This is a genomic window from Sporosarcina sp. 179-K 3D1 HS, from assembly GCF_047228905.1.
GTDB lineage: Bacteria > Bacillota > Bacilli > Bacillales_A > Planococcaceae > Sporosarcina.
In genome coordinates this window covers 1-22,378 of record NZ_JBFEGI010000020.1, presented here as the reverse complement: position 1 = coordinate 22,378, position 22,378 = coordinate 1, and the positions used below count along the sequence as shown (strand labels likewise).

Sequence of the window (22,378 nt, the reverse complement as noted above, 5' to 3'; positions counted from 1 at the left end):
CGGGGGTGACGCAATTGAGAAGATATCGCTTTGAAACGGATGATCATGTTCTATTCCGCGAGTCGTTGCGAAAGTTTCTTGAAAAAGAAGCGGTTCCGAATTATGAGACATGGGAAAATGATCGTCTCGTTCCGGTTGCTTTTTGGAAAAAGCTTGGAGAAATGGGATACCTCTGTCCCCAGGTCGACGAAAAATATGGCGGCCTGGGTCTCGATTTCAGCTTCGGCGTCATTATTGGCGAGGAAATGGAACGAGTTGGTGCTGGACTGACCGGTGTTGGTCTGCATAATGACATCGTCGTTCCCTATATCGAATCGTACGCGACAGAGGAGCAGAAAGCGCGCTGGCTGCCCGGCTGCATCACCGCGAATTATATTACTGCTGTTGCGATGACCGAGCCAGGGACCGGGTCGGATTTAGCGAATATCAAGACGACCGCTGTCAAGGATGGGGATCATTATATCGTCAATGGCCAAAAGACATTCATTACAAATGGCATCAACGGAAATCTTGTCCTCGTCGCTGTCAAGACGGATCCGCAAGCAGAAACGAAGCACCGTGGCATGAGCTTGCTCATGGTCGAGGAAGGGACGCCAGGCTTTACGAAAGGGCGCAAACTCGATAAGGTTGGCCTGCATTCGCAAGATACAGCGGAGTTGTTTTTCGAAGATTGTCGGGTTCCTGCAGCTAATCTGATTGGGGAAGAAGGACAGGGTTTCCGTTATCTAATGGAGAAATTGCAACAGGAGAGGCTCGTCGTCGCCCTAGCCGCGCAAACCGCTTCCGAAGACATGCTGGAGATGACGCTCGATTACGTAAAATCCAGGGAAGCGTTCGGGAAACCGGTCTCTTCATTCCAAAATACGCAATTTAAACTGGCGGAAATTGCGACGAAAGTGGAAATCGGGAAAGCGTTCCTCGAATCGCTTATCGAAGATCATCTCGCCGGAAAGGACATCGTCACGAAAGTCTCGATGGGGAAATATTGGCTGACCGAAACGGCGCGGGAAATTTCTGTCGAGTGCATGCAGCTCCACGGGGGCTACGGTTATATGGAAGAGTATAAGATTGCCAGGCGGTATCGCGATATTCCGGTCGCTTCGATTTACGCCGGGACAAACGAAATTATGAAAGTCATCATCGCGAAGAATATGGGATTGTGAGCTAGGCATATAGAGGTTGTCCATTTCATAGGATTTTCTGTGGATCATGTAAGGAGTTTGTCGCCTTTTCTGGGACATGCAGCAATGAAGGTCGTGTTTTACAATTCATAACTCATTCAAAGGGAGAGCGATTATTATGATGCAAACACCACTCATTTTATCTTCATTTGTCAAAAGGGCAGAACAATTTTTCCCGAATAAACTCATCATTTCACGAACAGGTGAAAAGACGATCCACCGAATTCCTTACGGAGAATGGGCAAAGCGCACACGGAAATTGGCAACCGCCCTTACGGCTCTCGGCATGAAAAAGGGGACAAAAGTGGGGACATTTGCATGGAATCACCATCGGCATTTGGAAGCGTACTTTGGCGTGCCGTGTACTGGGGCCATCCTGCATATGATCAATATCCGCCTATCGCCGGAACATATCGCCTATGTCATTAACCATGCGGAGGATGAAATTTTACTTGTCGATGATAATCTGTTTCCGCATCTGGAGAAATTGGCGCCTCTGTTAAAGACGGTCAAGCATTATGTCATTATGGGAGACAGCAAAGAAGTACCGGAGACTGCGCTTCCAAACGTCCACTCCTATGAAGCGTTGCTGGAGGCGGCCGATGAGTATGAATTCCCGGAAGATCTTGATGAGAACACACCTGCGGGCATGTGTTATACGTCCGCGACGACAGGCAATCCGAAGGGGGTTGTCTATACGCATCGGGGTCTCGTGCTGCATAGCTACGCGCTCGGACTGGCGGATGCCATGGGGCTTCGTGAACAGGACGTCGCCATGTCTGTCGTCCCAATGTTCCACGCCAATGCGTGGGGGCTCCCGTTCGCCGGCGTCTTCTTCGGGACGACTCAAGTGTTGCCAGGGCCGGGCTTCAATCCACAATTGTTGTTGGACCTGATCGAGCAGGAGAAGGTGACACTTACTGCTGGGGTTCCGACGATCTGGCTGGCGGCTTTAAAGGAGTTGGAACAGAATCCGCGCGACTTGTCATCCTTGCGGGCCATTGTCTGTGGCGGCTCTGCTTCGCCGAAAGGGTTGATTCGTGCATTTGAGGAGAAGTACGGCATTCCATTCATCGTGGGCTACGGTATGACGGAAACGTCCCCACTTGTCAGTCTGTCCGTGTTGACCTCCAAAATGGACGACCTCACGATGGACGACCGGATCGAAGTCCGCGCTTTGCAGGGCTTGGTCATGCCGGGGCTGGAAGTACGGGTCGTCAATGAAAATGGCGAGGTGCCTTGGGACGGAAAGACAATGGGCGAATTGAATGTCAAAGGACCGTGGATTGCAAGCGAGTATTACAAGGATGAGCGCACCGCGGAAGCTTTCAAAGATGGCTGGCTCTATACGGGCGATATCGCCGTCATGACGGAAGATGGCTATATCAAATTGACGGATCGGACGAAAGATCTTATCAAGAGCGGCGGCGAGTGGATTTCGTCCGTCGACTTGGAAAATGCCATCATGACACATGACGCCGTGTTCGAAGCGGCCGTCATCGCCGTGCCACATGAGAAATGGCTGGAGCGGCCGGTTGCCTGCGTCGTGTTGAAAGAAGGGAAAGCGGCGGATGAGCAGATGAAGCAGGAATTGCTGACGTATTTGGAAGGCCAGTTTGCGAAATGGTGGGTTCCGGATGATGTCGTCTTCTTGGATGAAATCCCGAAGACCTCGGTTGGCAAGTTCTTGAAAGCCGCGCTCCGCGATCAAATGAGCGGGCACTTTCAAGGGGTTTGAATGAAATAGGAATAATACAGGGGATTGCCGTGTCGCGGCAATCCCTTTTTGGAGGTGTGTGGGCGTTGGAATCATCTATTATTCTGGTCTCGCGCTCATATCTCTAGAGAAGCGCCGATAACTTGGGTCCCGCACTCATATCCCCGAAGAAGCCCTCATAACACGGCCAGCGAGAGCGCTTGAACCTCCAAAAAGCTGTCCGGTAATACCGGACAGCCACATGCTTATTAAGACATGCTATTCTGTTCAATTTCAATATGCCGTATTAGGGAGTTAAGGAGGGCGATCACCTTTTGCGAGGCGGCTTCAACTCGTTTCAAATCGTCCTCAGCGGCAGACATATTACCGCTCTGGTAATGCTGAGCCGCATTGCGGGCGGCCTGATGAACCTCAGCATGATGCTGATCCAATTCTTTAAACTCCGGCAAATGCCCGAAACGTGTTTTCGTATAATCCGCTACATACCACTTTCCTAGACGGCATTCCGTATGTGACGTGACACTCTCGGGCTGGACGTCCTCCAAACCTAAGAACATATTATAGATTTTCCATTTCCATAGAATATGATCTGCTTTAGATAATTGCAGCAAGGCGTTCGATGAGAGGTGAACATTGTTCTCATCAATGATATCCAGCCGGAATCGGTTAATTTCCGAACTTAATTTATAAATGGAGGCTGAGGTACTCTCTCCCAACGTCCGTATGTCGTCTTGCAGATGGGACATTTCAATCATTCGGTTTGAAATCTCATCGATGGAAGCTGCCTGCTGTTCCGAGATGGCAGCCGTATTGGTCACGTCCAAATTGATCTCTTCAATGGATTCCACAATGGCGGACAATAATGGAAGAGCTTCTCGTGCTTCTTCGGTCGCCTGTTTGATAATTTCTGTCGTTTGGCCGATCGAGTTGGATACGTCGCTGGAGTAAGATTTCAAGTGGCGGACATTTTCAGATACTTCATCCAGAGCAGACACAGTATTTTCCGCCAGCTTTCGTACTTCCTGTGCGACAACGGCAAATCCCTTTCCGTGTTCTCCTGCCCTTGCGGCTTCAATGGAGGCGTTCAGCGCAAGCAAGTTTGTTTGGGCTGCAATGCCGTTGATCAAATCGACGACATTCTCAATATCATCGACACGCTTTTGCAGCTCAGCAAAGGTTTCGACAATCGAGTGGAAGGTTTCTTCCGTTTTGAAAATCTCATCCAGCGTACTTTCGATTGTTTTTTGGCTATTCGCGGCATACGTGACCGAGTCAGTCGTTTTTTCGGAAATGCGCGAAGAGGCCTGCGCCACCTCGACAATCGATGCCGTGATTTGCTCGGTCGCCGCGGTGGAAGATTGGAGCTCATTCGATTGTTTGTCCAAACTATAAATAAGATCTTTCATATACATGATTTTTGCATTGGTATCAATTAAGGAAGAAACCTCAGTGACGACATGTTCCAACATTTTTTCCGTCAAAACTTCGATGAGGACTTGCTGGTCTATATTGACCGCCGCTTGTAGGGATTTCATAAGGGAGAAGGCTTTGGCGGGCCGGTAACCGAAGTGATAGAGTAGGTGAGTCGTAATATAAAACGCGAATTGATTGAATAACACGAGCGTTTTTCCCGGTTCATACTTATTTTTCCGTAGTAATCCAAAAAATGCTGTTGCCTTTTCAATATACTCATTATCCCGCGGTACGGTAAAGAAAAGCAGTAGGTAGTCCTGAATCGCTTTTTGTGAAATAGTATGATTTCCTTCTGGTGCGATTTCCGTCAAGTATCGATTGAAGATTTCCCCAACTGACGGTTGAATATCTTTTAGTTTTGCGTAAAGTTCCCGTAAATTATTACAATCTTCCATTTCATAGTGGTTATAATGTAGTGTATCTTTAAAGCGGCCTGTAATTTCAATATCTGTTCCTCTTTTGAATAATTGTTCCATATCCATCTTTGGTCTAATTGATGTCATATTTTTCAGCTCCTGTGAGAAAAGTATTAGATAATGATAGTATATCGTGCTATTTAGAATAATCAACTAAGTTCAGTAATAAATGGAAAAGGTGTATCGCGCACTAGAAAGGTTAACTTATCCACAGTTTATCAAGTAGTCAATGAAATATTCTGAAATTATAAACAGTTTGAACAGGTTATCCACAAGTAAATGTGTATAACTTTATGGGTTATAAAGATATCCACAGCCTTTTACATGAAAAAGAGAACATAACTTATTTTTGTGAAACGTACAATGGAAGGAAGGTATCCGCAACTTCCTTGGAAGTCTTGCGTCATATTTTTGATAACAGCTTTCATTGAACGATCGGAGGATGTAAGTGGAAAATTGGATTACTGAATTCATGAGCCAGTTCGGCTATTTTGGTGTGTTAGTATTAATATTGCTGGAAAATATCTTTCCGCCAATCCCTTCCGAAATCATTTTGACATTCGGCGGGTTTATGACGACCTATACCGGTATGACAAAGACGGGGGTTATTATAGCCGCGACAATCGGTTCCGTAGTCGGGGCGATGGTTCTCTATTGCATCGGTTTGTTGCTGGATGTGGAACGGCTTGAAAAGTTGGTGGACCGTTGGGGGCATCTGTTGCGTTTAACGAGAAAGGACATCCATCGGGCAGATGCATGGTTCGATCGTTATGGTCCGTGGACGGTCTTGTTTTGTCGGCTTGTCCCGCTTGTCCGAAGCCTGATCTCCATTCCGGCGGGCATGTCAAATATGAATTTCCTTTTGTTTATTTTCTTAACGACCATTGGAAGCCTCATTTGGAATACCGCACTCGTCTCGATCGGAGCGGCAGTCGGTGAAAATTGGCATTCCATCGTCCGGTATATGGACATTTATTCAAACATTGTGTACGTTATTATAGGAATTAGCGGTTTGGCGGTATGCTTCTGGTATATCCGATTCCGCGGAAAGCGAGCATAAGAGACTTATGGAAATTATTGATTTAATCAAAGCGCTGATCCTTGGGTTCGTGGAAGGGATGACGGAATTCGCTCCGGTTTCTTCGACGGGACACCTGATCATCGTGGATGATATGTGGTTGAAGACAACAACTTTTCTTGGAGACCGTTCCGCTTTCACTTTTAAGATTGTTATCCAATTGGGCTCCATTTTGGCCGTTGTCGCTGTCTTTTGGAAACGGTTGTTCAGCTTAGTCGGCCTGTATAAAATCGATGGGCAGAAGATGAATTCCCGATTTAATTTGGCCCATGTCATCGTGGGTATGTTGCCAGCGGTGATCGTTGGTTTCGCGTTGAAGGACTTTATCGATGAACGATTATCAGGCGTGGAAACGGTCATTTTTGCATTGATTGCCGGATCATTCCTCATGCTGGCGGCCGACAAATTCGGTCCGAAGCGTCCAAAGGTGACAACGCTGGATCAGATTACATACAAGCAGGCGTTCACGGTCGGGCTAGTGCAATGTCTATCCTTATGGCCTGGTTTTTCCCGCTCCGGAGCGACGATTTCGGGCGGTGTATTGTTCGGAATGAATCACAAAACGGCGGCCGATTTTACATTCATCATGGCCGTTCCTATTATGGCGGGCGCCAGTCTCGTTTCCGTCATGAAAAACTGGGAAGAGCTATCGATGGATGACCTTTCTTTCTATATCGTTGGTTTCGTCAGTGCGTTCATCTTTGCATTGATTTCCATCCGGTTTTTCCTGAAATTGATTTCCCGTGTCAAACTCGTACCATTTGCCATTTACCGGCTTATTCTAGCAGCGGTGCTGGCGGTTATCGTATTTATGTAATAAAGAAAGGGCTGTAGCGAATGTGCTGCAGCCCTTTCTTCATGATAAATACTTTTTCCCCACTTCCGCAATTTCCACATGACCAGAATAAGTCGAACTCGCAGCTGCTAAAATATCACGAACATCCCCGTGATGTGGTAAATGCGTCAGCACCAAATGTTTCACCTTCGCTTGTTCCGCCAATTTACCCGCTTCACTTCCACCCATATGTCCCGGGGCTTTACCAACATGCTCTTCGTATAAGTTCGCTTCACTGATCAACAGATCAGCGCCAGTCGCAAAGGGAACGAGATCGTCACACCATTCCGTATCTGCGGTTAAGACAATGCTGCGGCCGTCCGCTTCGAATTTCATGGCAAGGCAATAGACCGGGTGGACCGTGCGGCAAAACGATACCGTGAAGGGACCGATGGAGAGGACATCGGATTCTGTAATTCCCACGCCGATTGTTTGCTCTTTATACGTCAGCTTCGCAAATTCCTCCTCATCATAGACATGCCCGTAGATCGGTAAAACAGGAGCTTGTTCACCGAGATAGAACTGGATGAGCCGGCTATATTGCAGGCTGCCGATATCCGCGATATGGTCTGCATGATAATGGCTGAGAACGACCGCATCCAATTGATCCAATGGCAAGTAATTTTGTAAGGAAGCCAATACGCCGCTACCGCAGTCAATGAGGCAATGAAACCCATTATGCTCAATCAGAAAAGAAGATGTAGCGCCATTTGCTTTCGGATAACCGCCCCAAATACCCAGTGGAATGATTTTCATGGAAACCATCCTTTCAATCGATTTGTCTTACTTCGTATTGTACAGGAAAACGGGATCATCATGGTTGCGGGAGCAATTTGTTTGAGAACATACGCCGCGGGGTATATTCTGTAAGTAGATTAAAAAACGGAGAGGAGAATGAAAACATGGCTAATGTTGCGACAGTATACACTACATCCACTTGTCCATACTGCACGATGATGACGAATTACTTACGGGAGCAGAACATTCCCTTCAAGGAAGTGAACGTGCAATTTGACCAAGAAGCGGGTCAACGACTTGTTGAAACGACAGGACAAATGGGTGTACCTCAAACCGAATTGAATGGCAAATGGATCATCGGCTTCGATCCTGCGGGTATTCAGCAAGCGCTGAAAGGATGAGGAAGCAATTCAAATTAATTTGCAGAACATGCAGAATCCAGACGCCGGAACAGATGGAAAACCAGATGAACCGGCGGCTGTTCCCGCGTATTTGCATCGGCCATATCGCGCTATTCTTGACAGGTGTCGCCCTCGTGCTAATTGAATTATTCGGTTAGGATCCAACTTCTCATCCGCTGCTCACCGGATGAGAAGTTTTTTGCATATGCTTCTGCTAAGATTAAATAAATCAATGGGATGCCTTTTCAAAAAGCACCCTAAATGGCAGGTGTCTAATGTGAGTGAAAGAATATTGATTATTGAAGATGAAGAGAATATTGCACGAGTCCTTCAGTTGGAGTTGGAGTTCGAGGGCTATGTTACGGGAGTGGCCTATACAGGGACGGATGGGTTGATCCAATACCGGGAGCAGGAGTGGGACCTCATTTTGCTCGATCTCATGCTGCCCGGTCTGAATGGGTTGGATGTGCTGCGGCGAATCCGGGCGACAGAAGCGGAAACGCCCGTCATTTTATTAACCGCCAAAAACGAAGTGGCGGATAAAGTCGCTGGGCTGGACTTAGGTGCCAACGATTATGTGACAAAGCCCTTTGAAATTGAGGAATTGCTTGCGCGTATACGGGCTAACCTCCGCTTTGTAAGAAAACCGGTGGAACAAGCGGATCCCCATTTCCACCAATTTGCCGGACTCTCCATTCACGAGCAGACTCGTGAGGTGAAAAGGGATGAGGTTATGATTGAATTAACACCAAGAGAATTTGATCTTCTGCTTCACCTGTTAAAGCATCCAAACCAAGTACTGACGAGAGAGCAATTGCTGGATGCGGTCTGGGGCTATGATTATTTTGGCGACACGAATGTGGTTGACGTCTATATCCGGTATGTCCGGAAGAAGATCGACAACGGAGACCCTCAGTCTCTTATCCAGACGGTCCGCGGCGTCGGGTACGTGTTGAAGGAACCAAATCATGAAACTTAAGACGAAGATCCATTTATTTTCCACGCTACTCATGCTAGTTATTTTGGCATTGACGAATGTCGGGATTTATTTTTTATTTGAGAAATTGGCGCATGATACCGAATATCGGCAATTGCTGATTAGATCGAAGGAATTGACAGCCGCCCTAAGCCAGACGACGGAGGATACGGATGTGCAGACAGTTTTGCGTGCATTTCTTCCGTCGAATGGGGCTGTCCGGGTTACGGAATCATCAGGAAGCGAAGTAGGTGTCCACTCGTCGGATGAGTGGAGGTCATTCAAGGGAACGGTCAAGCCGGATGAAGCGTATACGATCAGCGATCTCGATGGAACGGAAGTGATGGCAGTCCAAGTGCCGGTCATCATGGCAACCGGGCAGGTGGCGCAGTTGGTCGTGATGGAGAAACTCGCAGCGATGGGCTATAATCTGCAGCTATTAAGGCTCATTCTTTTATCCGTGACAGTGCTGGCCATGATTCCGATTATGATATCCAGCGTTACATTGGGACGGATTGTGACACAGCCGATCGAGAAACTGATTGCTGCGATGTCGGCAAGCCGGCAAGCCGGGACCTATGAAAAGATTACAGTCACGAATGAAGGGAAAGATGAGCTTGCCGAAATGGAGCGGACGTTCAATGGCATGATGGGGCAGTTGGAACAAAATTATCGTAAGCAGGAGCAATTTGTGTCCGATGCTTCGCATGAGTTGAAAACGCCGCTAACGGTTATTGAAAGTTATGCCCGTTTATTAACAAGGCAAGGATTCGATAATCGGGCAGTTGCCGAAGAAGCGGTAGGCGCCATTGTCAGTGAAGCGGGGCGGATGAAGGAAATGATTGAGCAAATGCTGGATCTGGCGAAGAACCATGGATCCCTGACATTTCAGATGGCGGAATCCGATGTGTTTTCAATCGTGGAAACAGTCGGGCAAACGATGAGCCGGTCATTCGCTCGGGATATTTCACTGCGGGGGGAAGGGCCCGTCATCGTCCGGACGGATGAAGACCGGTTGAAACAGCTTCTTTTTATCCTCCTCGATAATGCCCGGAAGTACAGCGATCGTGAAATTCATACGTCTGTGGAGAACAGCGGAAATCAAGTGGAAATCACAGTCCAAGATTTCGGCAGAGGTATCCCCGAATCCCATTTGCCGCATATTTTCGACCGATTTTACCGTGTGGATGAAGATCGGAACCGAAAAACGGGCGGGACCGGTCTTGGCCTTGCCATCGCGAAAGAGATCGCGGATGGGCTCGGCGCGCAGCTATTCATTGAGAGCCAAGTCGGGGTCGGGACGACGATTCGTTTGATTCTTCCAAAAAACGGGACTCTCACTGAATTTTAATGTTGGCGTAGTAAGATGGGGAAAAGGAGTGAAGCCGTATGAAACTTGTGAAGAAGCCATGGTTTATTCCCATCCTATTGACCATCGTTATTCTGATGGTGGGCAATATCTATACAAACCGCATCCTCTCCAAGGAAGAACCATTGCCCGAACAGGAGATACGGACGCAGCTGGAAACGTTGTATGGAGGAAAGGTTGAGAACCTGACGCAAAAAGGTTTGCTATATGAAGCGGACATCGCCCGGGACGGAGGGAGCTATCGGGCGGAAGTGGATGCAACGACGGGTAAAGTGCTGTCTTTGATTCAAACAAAAGAAACATCGCCGCTCCCAACCGAAACCGTGAAGAAGCCAGTTACTGAACCGGATGGGGAGAGACCGGCGGAGGTGAAGGAAGTTCCAAGTGATAAGCCTGTCGCAGATCAGAAAGGGACATCGGGAAATGCTCCTCCTTCATCAACCAAACCTAAAGCCGAAACCCCTCCGAAAGCGGAGAAGAAAACGGTTCTCATTTCGGAAAAGCAAGCGGGACAAATTGCATTGAATCAATTAAAGCGCGGGACAATAGCGGAAGTGGACGACATCGATTATGAGAAATCAACCGACGGGGGCTATTATTTAGTCAAGATCGACATCGACACAAACGCCGATTTGGATGAAGTCACCTATCAAATCCATGCGATTTCAGGAAAAATAATGTCAGTTACGTGGGATGATTAATCAATCATCCCATTTTTTTGTTTTCTGAAGTAAATTAATTGCATTTATACAGATCTTTAGAATCATTTTGTGGAAAGAACAATGAAAAAGCTTATAGTTCAATAGCAATGTGACGATATGAGTATGGGGAAATTATAGACTAAAGAATGGAGATTAGTAGTTTGAATTTCAAGAACAGCATTGCATGGAAGTTATCAGCTCTGATTATTGGCCTATTTTTAGTATTATTCATCTCATATACCTTAGTGACCAGTACTATTCTGCATAAGAGTAGCATTACGGATGCGGAAGAGTTTGCAATCGAGAACACCAGAACGAATGCAACTCTTCTTAGCGATCGGTTTATGAAAACCAATCAAATGCTCCATACGACGAAACATATTTTTGAAACATTACAGGCCCAAGATCGTTTATCGACAGATGAAGTACTCAGTGTCATTGAAAATAACTTGAAGAACAACCTGGATGCCACTGGAATGGCTGCCATTTTTGAGAAAGGCTTTATTCCGCATGAGCCGAAAGTGGATCAAAGACTGGTGGATCCCGACCAGCGATTTATACCGTATCTGTATAAAGAGGATGACAACATTCATGTGGAGGCTTTAAGTGAATATGAAACTCCGGGTGAAGGGGATTGGTACTTGATCCCTAAAAATGAGAAACGCGCGATTTTGACAGAGCCTTATGAATATGATGCGGGAGGGCAGACCGTTTTAATGACCACCATCTCTGTGCCATTGTTAACAGGATCAGGTGAATTTTTTGGGGTGCTGACAACTGACATTTCTATTGATTTTTTAAACGAATTGGTCGAATCGATTAAGCCCGTCGGTGGATATGCATCCATCATAACGCACCAAGGCTACTTGACAGCCAACAGTATTAAAGAGGAAATGAACGGGACGAATATGCAAGACGCTATTGACTGGAACCGCGTAAAGGCGAGTCTTAATAAAGGCGAATTATCTACGCTATATGTCGATTCAGTTAGCTTGGAAGAACGTTCTTTCAATACATTCGCTCCTATCACTTTAGAGAACATCAACGAAGTGTGGTCGGTTCAGACAGTGGTGCCGAACTCCAAAATCCTGGAAACGTTCAACGCGATATTACTATTGACTATCATTGCAGCTGTTGTCATGGTCCTCATGATGGCAGGAGTGACTCTTTGGTTCATTTATAAACAAATGCGGCCGCTGACGGAGTTGAAGAATTCCATCGAAACGGCGGCTAGAGGGGACTTAACCAATTTTATAGATGAAAGTTCCATTCGAAAAGATGAAATTGGCGCTGTCGCCTTGGCGTATAATCATATGCTCTATCAAACAAATGATGCCATATCGACGGTAATGGACTCTTCGACACGTTTGAGCGAGTCCTCTGACCGGGTGCATCATGTATTTGAGGAGATTGTCGCCTCCAGTCAGGAAGTCTCTTTGGCAGTGGAGGAGATTGCGCAAGGCGCCTCCAAACAATCCGAGGATACAGAAGAAACGAGCCATCGAATGGTTGATCTTTCGGAACAACTGGATACGCTAGATCTCTTGTCTTCAAAAATGAATGAACTATCAGAGCAGACTGTGGAGTCGACCGAAAGAGGAATGGCCGAAATTGAAAAGCTGCGTACACATAACGCAACAGCCAATGAAATGAACGAACAGGTACAGCGGCAAATCGATACGCTAACTAATAAGATTACGAACATAAATCAAGTTATCTCATCTATCCATGATATTACTGCCCAAACGAACTTGTTGGCCCTGAATGCCAGTATTGAAGCGGCACGTGCAGGCGAACACGGCAAGGGGTTTGCGGTCGTTGCGGATGAGGTGCGAAAGTTGGCGGAACAATCCCGTATTGAAACAGAAATCATTCAACAGACTGTTCAGGAAATCATGACGGAATCTCAACAAACCGTTTCTGTTATCGCTGAAAATGTAGCGCTAATGGAAGGACAAAATGAATCCGTTTCAAGCACGGAATCCTCTTTCAACCGAAATTTTGAATTAACCGAACAGATGAATCAATCCATTGCAGACCTATCAGCAAAATTGGCAGAGATGATGGCACATAAAGATCACGCCGTACTAGCGATCCAAAGTGTTTCCGCGGTTTCTGAGGAAACGGCCGCTTCTGCTGAACAGGTGAGCGCCTCTTCCATTTCTCAACAGCAGGAACTTGAGCAAGTCGCGGAATCAACGAATCAAATGAATAAAATTGCCGGTGAATTGCAGGCGATTGTGGAACGTTTCAAATTGTCTTAAGATGTCCTACGAATTCTCATCAATTTCTAATGAAGCTCTTCCGGTTCTCTCATCTTCGTTGGATATAGTGTAGATAGAAAGAACAAGGAGGGTATACGGATGAATAAATGGATGATCATTCCGGCGTTGGCGGGTACTCTGGCCATCGGGGGCGTTGCCTTGGCGAACGGCTCAGATACAAAGGTGACGGCTACCCCGGAAAAAATGCTAACTTTGCAAGAGGCGAAGGACATCGCGGTCCGACAGTACGGCGGCCACGTGACGGAAATTGAGTTGGAGAACAGAAAGTCAGGTTACGTATACGATGTTGAGGTAAAGTCCGAGGGAATTGAATATGATTTGGACATTGATGCAAAGACGGGCCAAGTGACATTGGATGACCAATCATCTTCGGCTCAAGGAAGCAAGCTTCTCACGAAAGAAGAAGCAATCCGTATCGCCAAGCAAAAAGCAGGCGGAACGGTGAAGGAGATTGAATTGGACGACGATGATGGTCGGAACGTGTATGAGATGGAATTACGAGACGACCAATTCGAGTATGAAATCGATCTGGACGCTGTCACGGGTGAAGTATTGAAGTTTGAAAAAGACCGAGAGTATAAGGCAAAGGCGGCAACCAATGCAGCTAAAACTGCAACGACGGAGCACACGTTAACAGTTGTAGAGCCGAAGAAATCGGATGACAAAACAACTGTTACATCGGGCCAAAAGCCATCCATGATCACACTGGATCAAGCGATTGCCATTGCCAAGCAAAAAGCCAACGGGAAAGTGACCGATAGTGAATTGGATGATTACGTCTACGAAATTGAAATCGAAGACGGGGACATCGAATATGAATTCGAAATCGACGCTTTCACAGGGGCTATCCTATCATTTGAACAAGACTAATTGACCTAGACATGATGAAATAAGCATAAAAACACAAGTACACCCACCGTTCGGCCGTCATCCGATCGGTGGGTGTTTTCATATTCGCCCACTCTCTTCCGGTTGATCAGGACGGTTAACACCGAAACGACAATCACCCAGAGTAAGTGGATGGAGGCATCGAGGAATTACGAGCCTGCATCCATATATGTAGCGATTTTAAGCAATTGAAAGTTCGGCAAGTAGTTCGCCACTTGTAATATAGAGTAGTGATTTGCCAAAAAGATGAACCTGCTGAACGAAATATAGAAGCATGATTGGAAAAATGTAAAAACCTCTCATAAATATGAAATATATATTGTAAGAATAAGTCGATTTATTTCCGGGGAAATAATTGTAATTTCTACAATATTTGATCCCTACCGTTTCTATCAGATCTGCCATTTTGGATTTCGACAGGGGAATTGTCGATTCTTGGGCATCTTCCAGGACAAGGCTGTAGCAGTTCTATAACAATTGAAAAACTTCATCCGCGGCTATGGTAGTGCTCTGCAGATTTAGAAACACCCCTTTCGCTACTAGCGAAAGGGGTGCTGTGATTTGTCAGCTAGCCTTTTCAACAAGACCAGCTTCGATAAGAAATTCTTGGGCGACACGTTCTACCATCATGCCGTCATTATCGACTTTGCCGTTCATTTTTTGCATCGCCTCTTCGTCGATCACGCCTTCAAGCTGTTTGAGCACTTCTTCAATTTCTGGGTACTCCTTCAACGTTTCCTTCCGTACGAGGGGAAGGGCATGATAAGGCGGGAAGTAGGATTTATCATCTTCCAGGACGCGCAAGTCATAGTATTGCAACTGTCCGTCCGTCGTATAAGAGTTGATGACATCGACTTCCTTGGCGTTGATGGAGCGGTACATGATGCCATGGTCCATGCCTTTGACATCCTTGAATTGCAAGCCATATTCCTTTTGAAAACCGGGCAATCCATCCGGTCGGTCAATAAATTCAAATACCGCACCTAATGTGAAGTCTTCCGAATAGGCTGCAAAGTCACTGAATGTGTGAATATCCAGTTCTTCGGCTTTGGCTTCGTCCAGCGCAAGGGTATAGGTATTATTGAACCCAAATGTATTAAAGGCGATGATGCCGTCCCCGTCTACGAGCCGTTTCGTCGTTTCAAGCGTTTCTTCGGCCGTACCGGGTTCTGCATGGTAATAGTTGACGACAATCGTCCCTGTATAATCAGGGATGACGTCAATATGACCATTCACCATCGCATTCCAGACAACGTTCGAGCCGCCTAGGTTTTCCTTGTAAATCACTTTAATATCCGTCTTATCTTCAATTAATTGCCCCATTACATGCGATAAAATGATACTTTCCGTATTATTCCGGGAGCCGAGTGTCAATAAGTCTTTTTCAATGAAGATACATCCCGACAACATACTCGCAACGAGCGCGGCCAGGATGCTTACTCGCAACATCCTTCTCATCATCACTTCAATCCTTCCGGCGTTGTCCAGCGTTCCACCGCTCCGAAGAAAGTCTCCAGAAGGATCGCAAGTAGGGCGGCAGGAATTGCGCCAAGGAGAATCAAACCATCAATCCCCCGTGTAATTCCAAGGAAGATGAAGTCTCCCAATCCACCAGCCCCGATGAACGCGGCTAGTGTCGCCGTCCCGACGTTGATGACAGCGGCTGTCCGGATTCCGGCCATAATGACAGGAATCGCAAGTGGCAATTCCACTTTGAATAGAATCTGCAAGCTGGTCATGCCCATGCCCTTTGCCGCTTCTGTCGTTGCTTTGTCGACATCTTTGATTCCCGCATACGTATTCCGGATAATGGGCAATAACGAATAGAGAAACAGGGCAGCAATGGCTGTTTTTACCCCGATTCCGAAAATCGGGATCATGAATCCCAAGAGCGCGAGGCTTGGAATCGTTTGCATCACACCGGCACCGCCGAGCACAAAAGTCGTCAGTTTTGGGACGCGTGTAATGAGGATGCCAAGAGTAATGCCAAGCACAATGGCTATCAACATCGAGAAGAAAACGAGTTGAATATGGACAGAAGTGGCTTCTAACACTTCTTTCCATCGCATTTGCGATTGTTCAATGAGTTGTTCCCAAATCGATAAGTTATTCATTGGTCACCCTCCGTTTCTGTCCACTGGCTCGACATGGCGGATAAGAGGGAGCCGCGGGTTACAAGGCCTACCAATTTTGTCATTTCATCCACAACTGGAATCATGCCATACGTCGCTTCATCCATCAGGATAATGGCATCTTTTGCACTTGCAGTAGAGGGCAGGACGGGTTGAGCGGGTACCATAATGTCATCGATTGTCTGGATGCTGTCCAACTTTTTGATGAGATCGTATGCCGAGACGATTCCTAGTAAGTGTTGTCCTTCATCCACAATGATCAGGTTAGTGATTTTACGTTGTCGGATTAAAGAAAGTGCTTTTTCAGGAGAGCGATGAGGAAGAGATGTGACGACCGATTCCGACATAATATCCGTAACGGGCATCAATTCTGGATTTTGGATGATACGGTGCTTTCCGATGAATTCCTCAACAAAACCGTGGGCTGGTTCATGAAGTAATTTCTCTGGAGTGTCCAACTGAAGTAAGTTGCCGTCTTTCATAATTGCGATGCGATCGCCCATTTTTAATGCTTCATCCATATCATGGGTAACAAATACGATGGTCTTATTCAATTTTTTGTGGAGTGAAATCAGTTCACCTTGCAATTGGTCCCGTGTCAATGGATCGAGTGCACTGAATGGCTCATCCATCAATATGATGTCCGGATCCGCTGCCAACGCACGCGCGATGCCGACACGTTGTTGCTGTCCGCCTGATAATTCTTTTGGATAGCGGGTTGCATAGATATCCGGATCAAGTCCGACCATATTCAGCAGCTCGTGTACCCGGGGTTTGATCTTTTGATTGTCCCATCCTATTAATTGGGGCACCGTTGCAATGTTCTTTTCAATGGTGTAGTGGGGGAATAACCCGATTTGTTGGATGACATATCCGATAGTTCGGCGCAGCTCGGCTGCATTATACGAATTGGTATCCTTTCCGTTTATGGAAATCGTACCGCTGCTGTGGGGTTCCATCCGATTGATCATTTTCATTGTCGTGGATTTCCCTGAACCACTGGGCCCGATCAGGACGAGAAACTCACCCTTCGGAATGTCGAAGCTTACAGATTTTACAGCTTGAAATCCGTCTCCGAACGTTTTACTGACATTTTCAAACTTAAGCATGTGTACCTCCTACGGTTTTTTTACAAAGTAATTTCACTGCGAATGTTGAATAAAAAAATCATCCGAAGTGAATAAAAAATAAGACATATGAGCAACCGATTAACCAGTTGCAAATGTCTCACTCCATCAGTATACCATAAACGATTCGAAATTTCATGGAAGTCTGCGAAAACTGACTATTTCGGTCCAGCTATAGCATACTCCTATTGTCCGAATCCATCTATCTCCAGTACAATCGATTTGGAAAGGATGTGCTCGGAAGATGGCTATGCGTATTTTCATTGTAGAGGACGATACGGCAATTTATTACTCCTTAAAAGAGCGTTTGGAGCAATGGGATTTTCAGGTGTCGGGACCAGATAATTTCCAGGATGTCATGAAGGCATTCATCGAAAATCAACCGCATCTCGTCATATTGGATATTCAGCTTCCGGCGTATGATGGATTCCATTGGTGCCGGGAGATTCGGGCGGTGTCGAAAGTGCCAATCATCTTCCTGTCATCCCGGGATCATCCGATGGACATGGTCATGGCGATGAATATGGGGGCGGATGATTATATCCAGAAGCCGTTCCATACGGATGTCGTTCTTGCGAAAATCCAGGCGATTCTTCGGAGAACGTATGCCTATGGGGAAGAGATGGCAGACATTGTGGAATGGAATGGAGCGGTCATCGATTTGAAACGGGGCATGATTCGGAAGGAAGGCCAGGAAGTCGAGTTGACTAAAAACGAATTTTACATATTGACCATTTTAGTGGAATCCAAAGATGAAATTATATCGCGGGATGATTTAATCACGAAACTTTGGGATGATGAACGGTTCGTGAATGACAATACATTGACGGTTAATGTGACCCGATTGCGACAAAAGCTTGCGGGGATCGGGCTGGAGGATGCCATCGTGACGAAAAAAGGAATGGGCTATATGGCAGTCACTTTATAAGGGGGTGAATATGATCTTAGGATATCTCAATGACCGAAAGAGCTGGCTCTTCTTTTTCGCCGGTTCGCTACTATTTACCGATATATTGATTTTGATTGACAAAGGGTTGTCGGTGAAGCCAGCTTCCCTTTTGTATTTAAATATCCTGCTCATTAGTACCTTTATTGCATTCTTTGCGTGGCGCTTTAAAAAAGAAACAAGATTTACGAGAGAACTGGGGGCTTTACTCGAGGAATCTAGCCAAGACTGGCATACGGCATTGCCCGAACCGCAATTTGTTCAGGAGAATCGGATAAATGAATTGTTGGAGCATGTGGGCGAGGATACCAATCGAAAAATAGCCGAGATCAAGGCGGCGACTGTCATGGAACATGATTATACCGCGGCCTGGGTGCATGAAGTGAAAGCGCCGCTGACTGCGATGAAAATGACAATCGATACTCAGCGCCAAGACCGGGCTATGCGGAAAATCGAAGCGGAGTGGCTCCGTATCCATTTGTTGATCGATCGTCAATTATATATATCACGATTGCCGACATTGAGTGCAGATTATGTATTGGAGAAAATCGGACTGCGCGATCTTGTTACTCCAGAAGTGCGGGAGTTGCGGTCTTGGTGTGTCGAGAAAAATATCGCAGTCGAATTTGAAGGAGAGCAGATTGAAGCGGTTACGGATAGGAAGTGGTGTCGTTTTATCATCCGTCAGCTTCTGACGAATGCGGTAAATTACAGTCCAGAGGGTGGAACGATCTCCATTTCAGCAGAAACGATGCCAAGTGGGCAAGCCCGATTAATCATCCAAGACGAAGGACCAGGTATTCCCGTTCATGACCTTCCCCGAATTTTCGATAAAGGATTTACAGGTAGCACCGGCAGACTCCATAACGCCGCTACAGGACTGGGGTTATACCTTTCCCGACAAGTTGCTGAGAAAATCGGCATTGCATTGACCGCACAGTCTGATGCAAAGAAAGGAACAGCCTTACATCTGACTTTTTCAACGAAAAATGACTTTGATACAACACGAACGTGACAAAAATGTCACCTTGCCTGACCCGTTTGTCATCTATATCAAACGACCGGACTGAACGCAATCGCTAAGATAAAGATATAGCATACAGGGAGGTCATGAGGGTGGAAATAAATAAAACCGTTTTACACGCACAAAATGTCCGGAAATCGTTTGGCACACGCGGCAATGTGCAACAAGTATTAAAAGGCATCGATCTTCGTGTGATGGAAGGGGAATTTGTCGGGATCATGGGGGCTTCCGGGGCAGGGAAAACGACGCTTTTGAATGTCCTGGCCACGATTGATCGTACGACAGAGGGATCAATTCTGATTGGGGATTCGGATATTTCGAAGATGAAGGAAAGGGATCTTTCTGCATTCCGGCGTGATCACTTAGGATTCATCTTCCAAGATTATAATTTGCTCGATACGCTAACGGTGAAGGAAAACATCTTATTGCCTGTTTCACTCAGAAAGGTGAAGAAACGGGTAGCAGAAGACCGATATAAGGAAATTACTGAAATTCTGGGGATTACGGATTTGGCTAATATGTACCCGCATGAAATTTCAGGTGGACAGAAACAACGGACGTCTGCGGCTCGTGCGCTCATCAATAAGCCATCCATGGTATTCGCAGATGAACCGACGGGCGCTCTCGATTCGAAATCCGCTTCGTCACTTTTAGGTACATTGGAAGATGTTAATAAACAACGCGGCGTCACGATCATGATGGTGACGCATGACCCTGTCGCATCGAGCTATTGCAGCCGGGTCGTCTTCCTGAAGGATGGGATGATCTATTCCGAACTGTACCGCGGCGATCGATCGAGACAAGCCTTCTTTCAAGAAATCTTGAAAGTGCAAGGCGTGCTCGGGGGTGACAGCGTTGAAGCTCTTTGATCTCGTAATTCGCAGCATGCGGAAAAACATCAAGCATTATTACCTGTACTTTTTTGCGCTCATTTTCAGCGTTCTTCTGTACTTCGTTTTTGCGACATTGCAACATGATCCAGCGGTTGTTGCGCGATCTGGTGGTAGTATGGGCACAGCTTTCAAAGCGGCGGGCATCCTACTGTTATTCATTGCAGGGATTTTTGTCATCTATGCGAACGCCATTTTTTTGAAAAGAAGAAGCCGTGAAATCGGGATTTATCAATTGGTTGGGTTGACAAAAGGTTCTGTTGTACGTCTTTTAATTATCGAAAATACATTGCTTAGCGTTGGAGCTTTGGCTATTGGGATCAGCGCAGGAATTCTCGTATCACGTGTGTTTTTATTGTTATTAATGAAATTGGTCGGGTTTGACGGGTTTGTTGAATTAACGTTTTCAACCTCAGCGGTTACCCAGACAGCTATCGCCTTTTTGGCAATCATCGTCCTTACGTCGATTCAAATGCTCATCGCGGTTTACCGCAACATATTGCTTGGATTATTCAATGCCGAGAAGACGGGCGAGCACCCGAAAAAGCCGACAGCATCCGGATCAGCATTTCTCGCCATCTTGGGAGTGGCGCTTATCGCATTTGGGTATTGGCTGTCAGGCCGGATGATTAACGTCTTGTTCTTCTTTAATATGCTTGCCGTTCTATTTTCCACCATATTAGGAACATATCTCGTTTTCCGAGTGACAATCAGCTGGTTCCTGTTTCAGATCAGGAAACGGAAGCAAGGGCATCTTGGGCTGCATAATAGTTTGTCGCTTGCTTCGCTCATGCACCGGATGAAAGGTAATGCGAATTCACTGACGATCATAACCGTGTTATCCGCCATGACGCTTACGATGTTGGCAGGCGCATTTTCTCTCTATTATGCGTCGGCAACAGAGACGCGTTACGTCATGCCGTTTGATTTCATGTTTGAAGGGGAATCTTCTCCGTGGTTCAATGCGGAAGATGTATCGTTGGAAGAGTTTGAAGCAGGCTTAATAGAACAAGGCATCGATTATACGACTGCCAATCTTGAGTTGTTAAGCGTTCAAGGCCGTTTTGAAAAAGGGATTTTCCCTGAGTTTTTGAGTCCGACGGAAGAAATATATGGCGCTTATTTTGTCAATGCGAAGCAATTGCAGCAAGCAGGTCTCCGGGTTGAAACGCCGGAGGAAGGTAAAAGCATTTTCCACAGCGCTGGGATCAAGCCGATTGCAAAAGATATCCGGATTCCATTCGAAATGTATGTGACAAATGTTGAAGGTGAAAGGACATTTACCGTTGTGGAATATGGGGAAGGCGATGTGGTGAACAATAGTTTCGGAGAGCAATTTGTTGTGAATGAAGCGGATTTTGAAGCGTACAAAAGAACAATGCCTTCGGAAAGCGAAGTGCGTGAAGTCCAAGTTTTCAACATCGTTCATAAAGAGCAGCTCCCCGCAGCGTCAGCGATTCGCACGCAAAACTGGCAAGATGGTACGTGGGCTCGTGGGGTCGATTACTATACAATGTATAAAAATGCGATTGAATCGAATGGCCTGCTCATTTTCATCGCCGGATTTTTGGGGCTTGTATTTTTAATTTCAACGGGCAGCATTCTTTATTTTAAACAAATGACAGAAGCTGAACAAGAAAGATCGAGCTATGGGACATTGCGCCAATTGGGATTTACCATACAGGATATTATGCGAGGCATTATCCGTAAGCAAGTCTTTGTTTTTGGATTGCCGCTGCTAATTGGATTACTACACTCCGTGTTCGCTATTAAGGCGGCATCTTTCCTTTTTACGTCGGATATTACCGTGCCGGCAGCGATTGCGATGGGGATATATGTGCTCATCTATTTGATTTTTGCATTTCTGACGGTTGGTTATTATCGGAAAACGGTGAAAGCGTCGTTGTAAATCGATACAGGGAAAATGGGATTGTCCAGTCAGGACGGTCCCTTGCTCCTATTACAAACTCCCATATTTTTAACCAAGTCAAGTCCTTAATCTTGTGTAAATTCCCTTGCAATGTTTTCAAGCTCTTCCTTATGACGCATATATACTTGGCCATACTGGTTCTACAATTCATTTGCTCGCAACTTTACATGGAGGGGCGGGCATGATAGCCTTGCCGGGCAAAGCCAGCCCCATGAGCTGGGTTTCCTGGTTTGGGACTCATGCCCGCAGAGGCTCCATGTCAAGTTGCTTG

Annotated in this window: 20 protein-coding genes; 15 read left to right on the top strand and 5 right to left on the bottom strand. The window is 46.3% G+C overall.

Features of this window, described 5'->3' with window-relative positions; all coding sequences use genetic code 11:
* Positions 1-14: 14 nt before the first annotated feature.
* Positions 15-1,163 (top strand): acyl-CoA dehydrogenase family protein, encoded by a 1,149-nt coding sequence (locus AB1K83_RS17610; RefSeq protein WP_413059516.1) that lies wholly within the window; start codon positions 15-17, stop codon positions 1,161-1,163.
* Between the two features lie 136 nt (positions 1,164-1,299).
* A complete protein-coding gene (locus tag AB1K83_RS17605; RefSeq protein WP_413059515.1) occupies positions 1,300-2,919 on the top strand; it encodes a long-chain fatty acid--CoA ligase in 1,620 nt (539 codons plus the stop codon).
* Between the two features lie 227 nt (positions 2,920-3,146).
* Here the strand turns inward: AB1K83_RS17605 and AB1K83_RS17600 are convergent, their stop codons facing one another.
* Positions 3,147-4,874 (bottom strand): globin-coupled sensor protein, encoded by a 1,728-nt coding sequence (locus AB1K83_RS17600; protein ID WP_413059514.1) that lies wholly within the window; start codon positions 4,872-4,874, stop codon positions 3,147-3,149.
* Positions 4,875-5,235: 361 nt separating this feature from the next.
* Here AB1K83_RS17600 and AB1K83_RS17595 point away from each other — a divergent pair, with 361 nt between their 5' ends.
* Positions 5,236-5,847: a DedA family protein gene (locus AB1K83_RS17595; protein ID WP_413059513.1), complete on the top strand. Its 612-nt coding sequence runs from the start codon at positions 5,236-5,238 to the stop codon at positions 5,845-5,847.
* A gap of 7 nt (positions 5,848-5,854) precedes the next feature.
* The gene (locus AB1K83_RS17590; RefSeq protein WP_413059512.1) at positions 5,855-6,682 is read left to right on the top strand and encodes an undecaprenyl-diphosphate phosphatase; all 828 of its coding nucleotides are present in this window, start codon (positions 5,855-5,857) and stop codon (positions 6,680-6,682) included.
* Between the two features lie 39 nt (positions 6,683-6,721).
* Here the strand turns inward: AB1K83_RS17590 and AB1K83_RS17585 are convergent, their stop codons facing one another.
* A complete protein-coding gene (locus AB1K83_RS17585; RefSeq protein ID WP_413059511.1) occupies positions 6,722-7,456 on the bottom strand; it encodes an MBL fold metallo-hydrolase in 735 nt (244 codons plus the stop codon).
* A 146-nt stretch (positions 7,457-7,602) separates the two neighbouring features.
* Between AB1K83_RS17585 and AB1K83_RS17580 the strand changes: the two genes are divergently transcribed.
* From AB1K83_RS17580 to AB1K83_RS17550, 7 genes are all read left to right on the top strand, one after another.
* Positions 7,603-7,839, top strand: coding sequence for a glutaredoxin family protein (locus AB1K83_RS17580; protein WP_413059510.1), 237 nt, complete (start codon positions 7,603-7,605; stop codon positions 7,837-7,839).
* Positions 7,836-7,997 carry a hypothetical protein gene (locus AB1K83_RS17575; protein ID WP_413059509.1) on the top strand — a complete coding sequence of 54 codons (162 nt, stop codon included), beginning with the start codon at positions 7,836-7,838 and terminating at the stop codon, positions 7,995-7,997. Before AB1K83_RS17580 ends, AB1K83_RS17575 begins: the two co-directional genes overlap by 4 nt.
* 119 nt (positions 7,998-8,116) lie before the next feature.
* Positions 8,117-8,818: a response regulator transcription factor gene (locus AB1K83_RS17570; protein WP_413059508.1), complete on the top strand. Its 702-nt coding sequence runs from the start codon at positions 8,117-8,119 to the stop codon at positions 8,816-8,818.
* Positions 8,808-10,166, top strand: a complete 1,359-nt coding sequence (locus tag AB1K83_RS17565) for an ATP-binding protein (RefSeq protein ID WP_413059507.1) — start codon at positions 8,808-8,810, stop codon at positions 10,164-10,166. Before AB1K83_RS17570 ends, AB1K83_RS17565 begins: the two co-directional genes overlap by 11 nt.
* A gap of 38 nt (positions 10,167-10,204) precedes the next feature.
* Positions 10,205-10,885: a PepSY domain-containing protein gene (locus tag AB1K83_RS17560; protein WP_413059506.1), complete on the top strand. Its 681-nt coding sequence runs from the start codon at positions 10,205-10,207 to the stop codon at positions 10,883-10,885.
* A 161-nt stretch (positions 10,886-11,046) separates the two neighbouring features.
* Entirely contained in the window at positions 11,047-13,149 is a 2,103-nt protein-coding gene (locus AB1K83_RS17555) for a methyl-accepting chemotaxis protein (protein ID WP_413059505.1), read from the top strand.
* Between the two features lie 99 nt (positions 13,150-13,248).
* On the top strand, positions 13,249-14,040 hold the full coding sequence (locus AB1K83_RS17550; protein WP_413059504.1) for a PepSY domain-containing protein: 792 nt from the start codon (positions 13,249-13,251) through the stop codon (positions 14,038-14,040).
* Positions 14,041-14,622: 582 nt separating this feature from the next.
* Here the strand turns inward: AB1K83_RS17550 and AB1K83_RS17545 are convergent.
* The 3 genes from AB1K83_RS17545 to AB1K83_RS17535 are packed head-to-tail and all read right to left on the bottom strand — an operon-like array spanning position 14,623 to position 17,299.
* On the bottom strand, positions 14,623-15,519 hold the full coding sequence (locus AB1K83_RS17545) for a glycine betaine ABC transporter substrate-binding protein (RefSeq protein WP_413059503.1): 897 nt from the start codon (positions 15,517-15,519) through the stop codon (positions 14,623-14,625).
* Positions 15,519-16,172, bottom strand: coding sequence for an ABC transporter permease (locus tag AB1K83_RS17540; protein WP_413059502.1), 654 nt, complete (start codon positions 16,170-16,172; stop codon positions 15,519-15,521). The genes AB1K83_RS17545 and AB1K83_RS17540 overlap by 1 nt, the downstream gene beginning before the upstream one ends.
* Positions 16,169-17,299, bottom strand: a complete 1,131-nt coding sequence (locus tag AB1K83_RS17535) for a betaine/proline/choline family ABC transporter ATP-binding protein (protein WP_413059501.1) — start codon at positions 17,297-17,299, stop codon at positions 16,169-16,171. Before AB1K83_RS17535 ends, AB1K83_RS17540 begins: the two co-directional genes overlap by 4 nt.
* Positions 17,300-17,567: 268 nt before the next feature.
* Here AB1K83_RS17535 and AB1K83_RS17530 point away from each other — a divergent pair, with 268 nt between their 5' ends.
* The 4 genes from AB1K83_RS17530 (at position 17,568) to AB1K83_RS17515 (ending at position 22,086) form a co-directional block, all read left to right on the top strand.
* Positions 17,568-18,245, top strand: coding sequence for a response regulator transcription factor (locus tag AB1K83_RS17530; RefSeq protein WP_413059525.1), 678 nt, complete (start codon positions 17,568-17,570; stop codon positions 18,243-18,245).
* A gap of 10 nt (positions 18,246-18,255) precedes the next feature.
* Positions 18,256-19,278 carry a sensor histidine kinase gene (locus AB1K83_RS17525; protein ID WP_413059500.1) on the top strand — a complete coding sequence of 341 codons (1,023 nt, stop codon included), beginning with the start codon at positions 18,256-18,258 and terminating at the stop codon, positions 19,276-19,278.
* Positions 19,279-19,379: 101 nt separating this feature from the next.
* Entirely contained in the window at positions 19,380-20,156 is a 777-nt protein-coding gene (locus AB1K83_RS17520; protein WP_413059499.1) for an ABC transporter ATP-binding protein, read from the top strand.
* Entirely contained in the window at positions 20,134-22,086 is a 1,953-nt protein-coding gene (locus AB1K83_RS17515) for an FtsX-like permease family protein (protein WP_413059498.1), read from the top strand. The genes AB1K83_RS17520 and AB1K83_RS17515 overlap by 23 nt, the downstream gene beginning before the upstream one ends.
* Positions 22,087-22,378 lie beyond the last annotated feature (292 nt).

What these genes read in the sequence shown, in the direction of transcription:
- AB1K83_RS17605 (WP_413059515.1), top strand. Translation starts at nt 1,300, where the DNA reads ATGATGCAAACACCACTCATTTTATCTTCATTTGTCAAAAGGGCAGAA.
- AB1K83_RS17600 (WP_413059514.1), bottom strand. Translation starts at nt 4,874, where the DNA reads ATGACATCAATTAGACCAAAGATGGATATGGAACAATTATTCAAAAGA.
- AB1K83_RS17590 (WP_413059512.1), top strand. Translation starts at nt 5,855, where the DNA reads ATGGAAATTATTGATTTAATCAAAGCGCTGATCCTTGGGTTCGTGGAA.
- AB1K83_RS17585 (WP_413059511.1), bottom strand. Translation starts at nt 7,456, where the DNA reads ATGAAAATCATTCCACTGGGTATTTGGGGCGGTTATCCGAAAGCAAAT.
- AB1K83_RS17580 (WP_413059510.1), top strand. Translation starts at nt 7,603, where the DNA reads ATGGCTAATGTTGCGACAGTATACACTACATCCACTTGTCCATACTGC.
- AB1K83_RS17575 (WP_413059509.1), top strand. Translation starts at nt 7,836, where the DNA reads ATGAGGAAGCAATTCAAATTAATTTGCAGAACATGCAGAATCCAGACG.
- AB1K83_RS17565 (WP_413059507.1), top strand. Translation starts at nt 8,808, where the DNA reads ATGAAACTTAAGACGAAGATCCATTTATTTTCCACGCTACTCATGCTA.
- AB1K83_RS17560 (WP_413059506.1), top strand. Translation starts at nt 10,205, where the DNA reads ATGAAACTTGTGAAGAAGCCATGGTTTATTCCCATCCTATTGACCATC.
- AB1K83_RS17550 (WP_413059504.1), top strand. Translation starts at nt 13,249, where the DNA reads ATGAATAAATGGATGATCATTCCGGCGTTGGCGGGTACTCTGGCCATC.
- AB1K83_RS17545 (WP_413059503.1), bottom strand. Translation starts at nt 15,519, where the DNA reads ATGATGAGAAGGATGTTGCGAGTAAGCATCCTGGCCGCGCTCGTTGCG.
- AB1K83_RS17540 (WP_413059502.1), bottom strand. Translation starts at nt 16,172, where the DNA reads ATGAATAACTTATCGATTTGGGAACAACTCATTGAACAATCGCAAATG.
- AB1K83_RS17535 (WP_413059501.1), bottom strand. Translation starts at nt 17,299, where the DNA reads ATGCTTAAGTTTGAAAATGTCAGTAAAACGTTCGGAGACGGATTTCAA.
- AB1K83_RS17530 (WP_413059525.1), top strand. Translation starts at nt 17,568, where the DNA reads ATGCGTATTTTCATTGTAGAGGACGATACGGCAATTTATTACTCCTTA.
- AB1K83_RS17525 (WP_413059500.1), top strand. Translation starts at nt 18,256, where the DNA reads ATGATCTTAGGATATCTCAATGACCGAAAGAGCTGGCTCTTCTTTTTC.